The 8,311-nt window shown below is 60.4% G+C and carries 7 protein-coding genes and 1 pseudogene; 5 read left to right on the plus strand and 3 right to left on the minus strand.

What is annotated here, in order from left to right; translation table 11 throughout:
- A pseudogene (locus QN357_RS16035) lies at positions 1 to 1,559 on the minus strand (hypothetical protein); the annotation flags it as partial.
- A gap of 281 nt (positions 1,560 to 1,840) precedes the next feature.
- Between QN357_RS16035 and QN357_RS16040 the strand changes: the two are divergent.
- The gene (locus QN357_RS16040) at positions 1,841 to 2,740 is read left to right on the plus strand and encodes a DUF1003 domain-containing protein (RefSeq protein WP_323505190.1); all 900 of its coding nucleotides are present in this window, start codon (positions 1,841 to 1,843) and stop codon (positions 2,738 to 2,740) included.
- Positions 2,741 to 2,761: 21 nt separating this feature from the next.
- Positions 2,762 to 3,547 (plus strand): MgtC/SapB family protein, encoded by a 786-nt coding sequence (locus QN357_RS16045; RefSeq protein WP_322136693.1) that lies wholly within the window; start codon positions 2,762 to 2,764, stop codon positions 3,545 to 3,547.
- Between the two features lie 233 nt (positions 3,548 to 3,780).
- Here the strand turns inward: QN357_RS16045 and QN357_RS16050 are convergent, their stop codons facing one another.
- Entirely contained in the window at positions 3,781 to 3,951 is a 171-nt protein-coding gene (locus QN357_RS16050; RefSeq protein ID WP_322136694.1) for a hypothetical protein, read from the minus strand.
- A gap of 181 nt (positions 3,952 to 4,132) precedes the next feature.
- Positions 4,133 to 4,570 (minus strand): low affinity iron permease family protein, encoded by a 438-nt coding sequence (locus QN357_RS16055; protein WP_322136695.1) that lies wholly within the window; start codon positions 4,568 to 4,570, stop codon positions 4,133 to 4,135.
- Positions 4,571 to 4,620: 50 nt separating this feature from the next.
- On the opposite strand from QN357_RS16055, the gene QN357_RS16060 reads away from it, so the two are divergent.
- From QN357_RS16060 to QN357_RS16065, 3 genes are all read left to right on the plus strand, one after another.
- Positions 4,621 to 5,100, plus strand: coding sequence for a hypothetical protein (locus QN357_RS16060; RefSeq protein WP_322136696.1), 480 nt, complete (start codon positions 4,621 to 4,623; stop codon positions 5,098 to 5,100).
- Positions 5,024 to 5,938 (plus strand): MIP/aquaporin family protein, encoded by a 915-nt coding sequence (locus QN357_RS19605; protein ID WP_369125156.1) that lies wholly within the window; start codon positions 5,024 to 5,026, stop codon positions 5,936 to 5,938. Before QN357_RS16060 ends, QN357_RS19605 begins: the two co-directional genes overlap by 77 nt.
- A gap of 856 nt (positions 5,939 to 6,794) precedes the next feature.
- The gene (locus QN357_RS16065; protein ID WP_327014470.1) at positions 6,795 to 7,979 is read left to right on the plus strand and encodes an FtsW/RodA/SpoVE family cell cycle protein; all 1,185 of its coding nucleotides are present in this window, start codon (positions 6,795 to 6,797) and stop codon (positions 7,977 to 7,979) included.
- The last annotated feature ends 332 nt before the right edge of the window (positions 7,980 to 8,311 follow it).

An 8,311-nucleotide genomic window follows, 5' to 3' on the forward strand; every position in this document is an offset into this window, starting at 1 on the left:
ATGGACGCGGTCGTGTCCGGATCGATGGCCCAACCCGACACAGTCACGCCGTCGCTCGCGACAGTTGCCGCATCAAGTGCACCAATCGGCGCCCGGCCCAGATCCTGCACGCCCGACCCGCTATCGGGGACGACCACGTTCTGGCAGCCCAGCACGGTGGTCCCGCCGATACCGGTGTTGATCGCGTACGCACAGACGGAGTGCGGTCCCGGCGACGCCGCGAGGGTATCGCTGTAACCGTGATTCGCGCCGTATGCCGGGTATGCCGCCGCGATATCGGGGCGTGACATCCCCGCCGAGACGGCCTTACCGACCGAGTCAACGTAAAGGTGTACCGCGATCGGGTCCGTAGAATCCGGGTCCAGAGCCCACCCTGAGACGTTGACGCCGCCGGTCACGCCCTTAATCCCGTCGATTGAGCCGATCGGTGAGCCGCTCATCGCAGTGATGGATCGGCAGCCGAGTTGCACGTTCGAGCCAGGACCGACATTGATCGCGTAGATGCAGACCGTGTTCGGTCCCTCGGACGTCACCGGCACGGTCACGTCGAAGCCGTGGTTGGATCCGAGGCCCGTGTAGACGGCCGCGACGTCGTTACGTACGAGGTCCGCGCTGAAGGCGGTCCCCACGCTCCCCACGTAAACGTGCACGGCCACCGGGGCAGAGGTGTCGGGATCAATGGCCCAGCCGCTGACCCTGAAGTTACCGGGTGAGGCGGTGATGGAGTCGACGACGCCAAAGGGACTGGCGGTCACGCCGGTGGGCGAACCGAACCAGTTCGAGTAGTAGACCCAAAAGTTACGGTTGCCGTAGGACGAGCAACCGTCACCGGTACCGCCGAGGTTGGCAAGTGCCGCACTGTTGGGCTGGTAGGGCGTGTAATTGTAGAGGTCAGCCGTTGCCTGGTTCCGGATGTCCACGTCTGTCGCCCCGCAGGCGGCATTCGGGTGGTATCCGACGGAAACATTGCCGATCTGATAGTGGCGATCCGGGTAGTTGGAGTACTGCCGGAACTGCCACGCAGCCTTGTAAACTTGGTTGTAGAAGCCGTAGAAAGCCGCGTCGCACGAGCTCGTGTCCGGGCATCCGTAGCCCATGGCCTTGCGGTACGTCGAGTCGGTCGGCGACGTGTCCGTGATCAGCCCGGTCTCCTTCTCCAGAAGCACCAGCAGCACCTGGGGGTTGATCCCACAGGCCTGCGCCGTCTTGAAGATGATGCTGGCGGCCGACTCGCTCCCGGAACCGGCGTAGGCGGAGCAGTGCCCTGGTTCGACGGCGGCCCGGTCATAGGTCGCCATCGTGTAGTCCTTCAGACAGACATAACCGCTCGAGCAGGACGAAACCTGCGCATTGAGGAAGTCCTGGACCTGCCCTACCGACATGGTGCTGGTGTCGAAGAAGTTCTGGTCGGAGATGATGTAGCCCGGATCAAACTCGGATCCGGTGAGCGCTTCGGCGGCCTGTGGGGCCGCGGCGAGCGGGATCGCGACCAATGCCCCACCGACGATGGCCAGCGCGGCCACCCAGGCACGGGTTCTCAACCCAGCAGAAATTGGCACTTCGGTCCCCCTCGCAGCCGACTACTACGGGAGACGGTCCGAGTACAGGCTACGGCGCACTCGGAGTGCGTGCCGATCATCTTCGCGGAACGCACCCCCCAAACGAGGTTCGCGGTGGAGCCTTTCAGTTCGTCGGGGGTCAGGCGGTTATAAGTCCATGGGCTGTGACCCGGGCGAGGAGGCCGTGGGGAGCGACCGGCCACCAAGCGCCAGTCAAACCGCCGCCCCAACACTGGCAACCCAGGTCTGTGAGGATCTACACGTCGCTTATCATGAGCGTCATGGACCACACCCGCGAATTGAGACCTTCCAAGGGAACGGCGCCCACTGACGCTGCTGCGGCCAGTGAGAATGAACATCTTGGCCTAAATGCTCGACTTGGACTTTTCCTTACCAGCAAGGTCGGATCTATGTGGTCCGTCTATATCACTATCGTTTTCGTATTCGTCTGGATTGTCCTGGCCAGCGTCGGACCGTTACATAAGACTGACCCTTACCCGTTCCCTTTCCTACTGTTCCTGGGTAACTTGGTGCAGCTGGTACTCGTGTTCGTGATCCTCGTAGGCCAGGGTGTACTCGGCCGCAGTTCTGATCATCGTTCCGAACGCACCTTCAGAGACGCTGAAACGATTCTCAGCGAGGTCCTCACACTGCATTCCCACCTGGTGGAACAAGACCGCATCCTCAACAAGGGCGTCGATCTGGTCAAATCGAGTGCGCACCCGCGGGTGAAGGAAAGGGAGACGATAACACCGACTACGGTCGGGGAGCAATATGTGGGACTCAATGGTCGTATCGCTGCCGCAATTACAAGGGCCGTCAGCACAATGTGGGCTTTCTATTTTGCTGTGTTTTTCCAGTTCGGGTGGATCGGATTGGCCTTGACCGGAATCATCACTTTCGACCCCTACCCATTCGCGTTTCTCCTCTTTATTTCCAGCCTCCTCCAACTGGTGTTCATGTTCGTCATCATGGTCGGGCAAGATGTACTCGGCCGGGCCGGTACCCAACGCGCCGAGCAGACTTACCTTGACGCAGAAGCAGTCGTCCATGAATGCCGCAGACTTCAGCGCCACCTCACACAACAAGACAAAGCAATAGTCGCTATCTGCAACTACATCGAATCCGAAGCCCCCCAAGACCACCCCATCAGACAAACACTGCCCACCGTCACATTCTAAAAAACATACAAAGAAGAGTGAGTGGCTGTGAACCCAACGGATTTTGAATTCGCGCTTCGCCTGCTTCTAGCCACCGGGTGTGGCCTGATGATCGGTCTCGAACGTCAATTTCGCTCACGAACGGCTGGGCTGAGGACTCAGGCCCTCGTAGCGGCGGGTGCCGCAGTATTTGTGCTGTTCGGAGAGCAAGCCGGTGTTCCCCAGGCACCGCTGCAAATTGCGGCGTATGTCGTTTCGGGAGTGGGCTTTCTCGGCGGTGGGGTGATTTTGCGGCAGGGCTTTACCGTGCAGGGGCTGAACACCGCGGCAACTCTCTGGTGCTCGGCCGCCGTGGGATGTCAAGCCGCTGCCGGACATCTCATACCCGCCCTGACAACAACGGCGGTCGTGCTGGCGATACACCTGCTACTTCGTCCGCTTGGGCGGTTGGTTGATCGCGCCCCCGCTACGAAGGAAGAGTCAGTCGGCTCCTACACTCTCCTAATCCTTGTTCGCCGCAAACATGAACCGCACCTTCGAGCTCAACTCGTTCAGGCTTTGTCAGGACCGGCATTCGTCTTGCGAAGTGTTGCAAATCATTCCCCGGAAGAGTCCCTCACCGGCACCAGTCTTGTCCAACTCCAGGTTGAGCTCCTGATCGAGGGAAATGCACCTGAGTTACTGGACACACTGGTCACCCGGCTCTCTCTCGAGCAGGGTGTGAGTAGCCTCTCCTGGCACTCCAACAACCCAGAGACCGGCACGGACGACGATCGTGACGACCAACAGCCCCTGACCCGGCGCCGATTCACCCTTCGCGGCAATTAGTGGGCAGCACCATCCACATCGTCAACGAAATACACCGCACGAGGTCACCCCTCGTGAAAGCCTTTCTCGAAAGCGCGAGACGCAGTGGGCAGGACCGAAGCTAACCTCATCGCCGGCGAAACACATACGCAGGTGTCGCCCACCCCGGCCGACACCGATCTGATCTTTGTGGACTGTGCCGCTACCCGGGTGAAATAATTCGTCTTCCACGCCAATGCTGGGCTCTGTCGGATCTATTCTCCGGCGTCAACACGCCTCGCGATGAGGCGAAGCGCCTCCCACGTGCGCGTGCTCTCGGCCGCGACCATTTTCATGAACACGTCCAGAGGCAGACCGTAGTCAACGAGCAACCACTTGGCGCGCACGTCTTCTGCCAAAGCATCGATCTCTTCAGTGAGCGTCATGTCCATCTCCTCTTTCAGGGTTCAAGCGGATTGCCGCTTTACTGCGCCCAGTATAAAGACGCAGCTTGGCTGGCAGCGCGTGTCGAAGACGTGTTCATCTCGAACACCCACTGTTTTGCTCCTGAGATTCCCGGCACAGGCGGCGGGGCCCGGGACCATGCCATAGGCTCCTGGACGATTTTTAGGGCTGTGGCGTGGCATTGTGGACGGCTTGTTCGCGGTGGGTGAGGTTGCGGTCGGCGAGATCATCGAGTTCTTTGTCTGGTGCTGCTTCCACGGCTATGAGGCGATTGTCGGCTGTGGGTAGGGCGCGTAATAGCTCGTCTAGTTTTCGTTGTGTCGCGGCCTGTTGTCGAGCTTGAGTGTGCTGGATGACGAAAACCATGACGAGGGTGATAGTGGCGGTCACGGTCGTGAGGGCCGTCTCCCACCAGGCAGGAAAGCCTAGGAGAAGGCCCGAAAACAACCACAGCAGAGTGATGAACGCGGCAGTGAGACCGAAAGAAGCATGTGCAGTGATATCGCCAACTCGATGGATGAACCGGCTACTCCAGTGGCGTTCACGTCCGCCGGGCGCTTGTCGGGGCGAGTTGGATCGGGGAGGCTCTTGACCGGACATGCGATCCACACTAGCTTCGGAGCCAGCTCGCGTTGGCGTCCGGTCGCGCCGTGCAGCTTTACGACCAAGAAGATGACGTCCCGGCCGCGAGGAAGGGAAAAGAAATCATGATGAGCACGAGTGTGAAACAGGTCCCTGACAAAAAGGCGCCGAAAGCCGGGGTGCTCCGGTGGCGGGTCGATGTGGCGGGACACGATTATGCGGCGGCGAGATCGTATCTGTCGCTGAACGCGAAGCCCAAGGCGATTGACGCGCTTGTGAAACAGTTGAGGGGGACGCGGGTCGTCCATTTCAAGGCCAAGGACCTGTTGCGGGGTTGTGGGTTGCCGCTCTTGCCGCGCAGCAACCCGGATGTTGCCAAGGAATTGGACCGCATAGCCGCAGGCGTCCAGCTGTCGCCGTGTTTGATCATTCGAGGTCAGATCGGCAAGGGTCGCGTCGCGCAGATCGCCGATGGTTATCACCGGATCTGCGCGGCGAATTACGTGGACGAGGACGCCGAGGTCCCCGTGCAGATCATCAGCGCGTAGGCGTGCCGTGATCATTTCTGCGGGCCGTGACGTGGGGCATTTGGGGCTGTCGCCACGGGACCGCGGCTGGGTCCATGAATTCAATAACCGGAATCGAGAATGGACTCGACTTGGCGCTGAAATGTTCGGGACGTACTTTTTGGTTCTGGTCGCGGCTGGAGCAGGAACAGTCGATTCCCTCACCCACGGGGACGTCGGCCGCGGCGCCAGTGTCACGGCGCCAGGGTTAATGGTCGCGGCCATCATATTGTTCATGGGCGCCGTATCCGGTGCTCACCTCAACCCGCTGGTCAGTGTTGCCTTCGCCTTGCGAGGTGACTTTCCTTGGCGCCGAGTGCCGGGATATGTCCTCGCCCAGTTGGCCGGCGCGATCCTGGCATCACTAACCCTGATAGCCGTGTTTGGCCCACACGGAGGTAACGGCGAGACAGTCCCCGGTCCTGCCTTCACGGACTCGCAAGCGCTCGTCGTCGAGGCTTTGTTGACTATGGGGCTGGTGAGCACAATTCTGGGCTCCGCATCCGGGGCGCAGAACGTTGGATCCTTCTCGGCGATTGCGGTGGGCGGGTACATAATTCTGGCGGGGCTATGGGCGAGCCCAGTCAGCGGGGCTTCGATGAATCCCGCCCGGACTGTCGGCCCAGACCTCGTTCGCGGCGACTTCACCCACACCTGGGTATACCTCCTCGGACCCTCAATCGGAACGCTCCTAGCCGTGGGCTCAGCCTATTTTCTACGCGGCCCAGGTGGCGGACCCACGGGGACGAAAGCCGCCCAGGGAAGAACCGACCCCGAGCAACCCAGCCAACGACACCCCCACCCCGATAACCGATTGTGAACGCTCCGCCAAAAGACCAGCACGAAAACACACCAGATTGCGGTTGAGGAACCAGGCTAGCTGGTCATGGTGTCCCGTGTCGGTCTTCGTGACCCGGTGCAGGGCAGGTCTCGGCGCCATGGCTCAGGAAACGCGGACTGAGCATTACGATCGGCTGCTGCCTCCCGGCACCGGTACCGGTACCGGCAGGTGGAACACGATCAAACGCCGCCTCTTCGACCACATGTCAGTGGACTGGCGCGGCACTGGTCACCCACTTTCCATCGACTTCGTCGCGCCGACCACGATCCGAATCCGAAATCACCTGGCGACTTTGTCCGTCAGAGGCTGGCGCCTGGATGTGAAGATGAGGAAAAAAAGAGAGGAGAGCACTCAACACCGGGCTCCCAATCACCCATATTTGGCTCGGCACTGACGTCGCTTCAGCGGAGGTCAGTGCCCATTTCCTCTGACGTTGTCTCGCTGAAACCGTGAGGCTGCCTCACCGGGTTGCTCGTGATGTGGCCCGGTTGCCCAGTCCGCATCCAGGTGTATCGGCGCGACGATGAAGGGATCGATGTCACCTGTCCCGGGCCTATGACAGCTGAAGCCAGCCCGTAGATGGCGTCGTGCGACACGCTTCCACCCTGCGATAATTCTTGTGCCGCTGAGGGAGGATAGTCCAACGGGCATGTCACAGGAGGACCGGCCACAATTTTTGATGGTTGGTTGGTTCTTTCCAACAAGTGCCATTTACTGATGGGGCACGCGGGAAATCTGAGACCACATGAAAAATTCACTGCGCACTCGCTCCACTTTGAGGTCCGTTCGCCCTGCCACGGCAGACACCGCGTCGGCGCCGATACCCCAAGTGCGAATGATTCGGGTGAGGCGAATTTTTCATGCTCTGCCAACGAATTACTTCCTGCTGTTGGGCACGACAGTGTTCTTGGTCGTGTTCGGAATGGCCATGGTCTTGTCTTCCTCGTCGGTGGATTCATACCTGAGCGGTGGCGGATTCTTTGGCGTGCTCCTCCACCAGGGCTTCGTGGCCCTGGTCGGCATCCCGTTGATGCTCCTCGTCAGCCGGGCTCCGCTCAAATTTTGGCGACGGATCGCGTGGCCGGCCTTGATCCTCACTTGCTTCGTGCAATGCCTGGTATTCACTCCGCTGGGCGTGACCGTCGCCGGAAACACCAATTGGCTATCAGTGGGCAGTTTCCAATTCCAGCCCTCCGAAGCCATCAAGGTGGCTTTGGCCATCTGGCTCGGCACGATCCTCGCTCACAAGCAAAACCAACTCGACGACTGGCGACACGTCCTCATCCCCGTCCTCGGAGTCGGCGGGACCGCGGTCATGCTTGTCATGATCCGAGGTGACCTCGGTACGACCGTCATAATGGCCGGGATGCTCTTTGGTTCGCTCTTCTTCGCTGGCGTACGGTTGCGCATGCTGGCGATTCCCCTAGGAATTGGCGCTGTGGGCGCTATCGCCGCTGCCGCGGGAAGCGCTAATCGGTTGACGCGTATCCTCAGCTTCTTTGGAACTGGATGCGACACCACGACCGGGACGATCTCGGCTTCATGCTGGCAACCCCTGCACGGCACATGGGCGCTGGCCAATGGCGGAGTCCTCGGCGTTGGCCTTGGCAACTCCAAGGCCAAATGGTCCTGGCTACCGGCCGCCGACAACGACTACATTTTCGCCATCATCGGCGAAGAACTTGGCCTCATCGGCGCCGTCGCCGTTCTCCTCCTGTTCGTACTCCTCGCAGTCGGGTTCATCCGAATCATGAGCGCCACAACACACCTGCAAGCCAAAGTGTCCACCGCAACAGTCATGGTCTGGATCATCGGCCAGGCCCTCGTTAACATTGGTGTGGTTCTGGGGTTCATCCCCGTGCTCGGAGTTCCCCTCCCCTTCATCTCGGCCGGAGGCACAGCCTTGCTCACGACCCTCGTGGCAATCGGCGTCGTGCTCTCCTTCGCCAGGAACGGTCAAAACACAAGAGTTAGCGACAAGCTCCACACGTCCCCCGCCATACGGCCCGCTGGCTCGTAGCCCCCGCGGAGCTCGTCGTTCCATCTCAATGTCAAGATCGCCGTCGGCCTCGCGGTGGAAACACCAGTCAGGGAGAGCCTCGGGGCCACCGCGCCCAGCGGTCACGACGCCCCCATGCCGTTTAGCGTATGGATTACCTCGCGGTAGAGCTTGTACTTGCCTCTGGCGAACATAGCGCCCGTGATGTGATTCTGCTGAGCTCTCGGTCACCCTTACGAATTCGGTGAGAAGAGAGACGGAGGGAAGAGAAGGAAACACTTCGCAGCCGGTGTCGCCGAATCGCCTCTACGTAGCGCGGAACTGAGATCGTGTCAGCGGAGATCCGAGCCCAT

Origin of the sequence: Cryobacterium sp. RTC2.1, assembly GCF_035018685.1 — a bacterium.
In the GTDB taxonomy this organism is placed as follows: Bacteria; Actinomycetota; Actinomycetes; order Actinomycetales; family Microbacteriaceae; genus Cryobacterium; species Cryobacterium glucosi.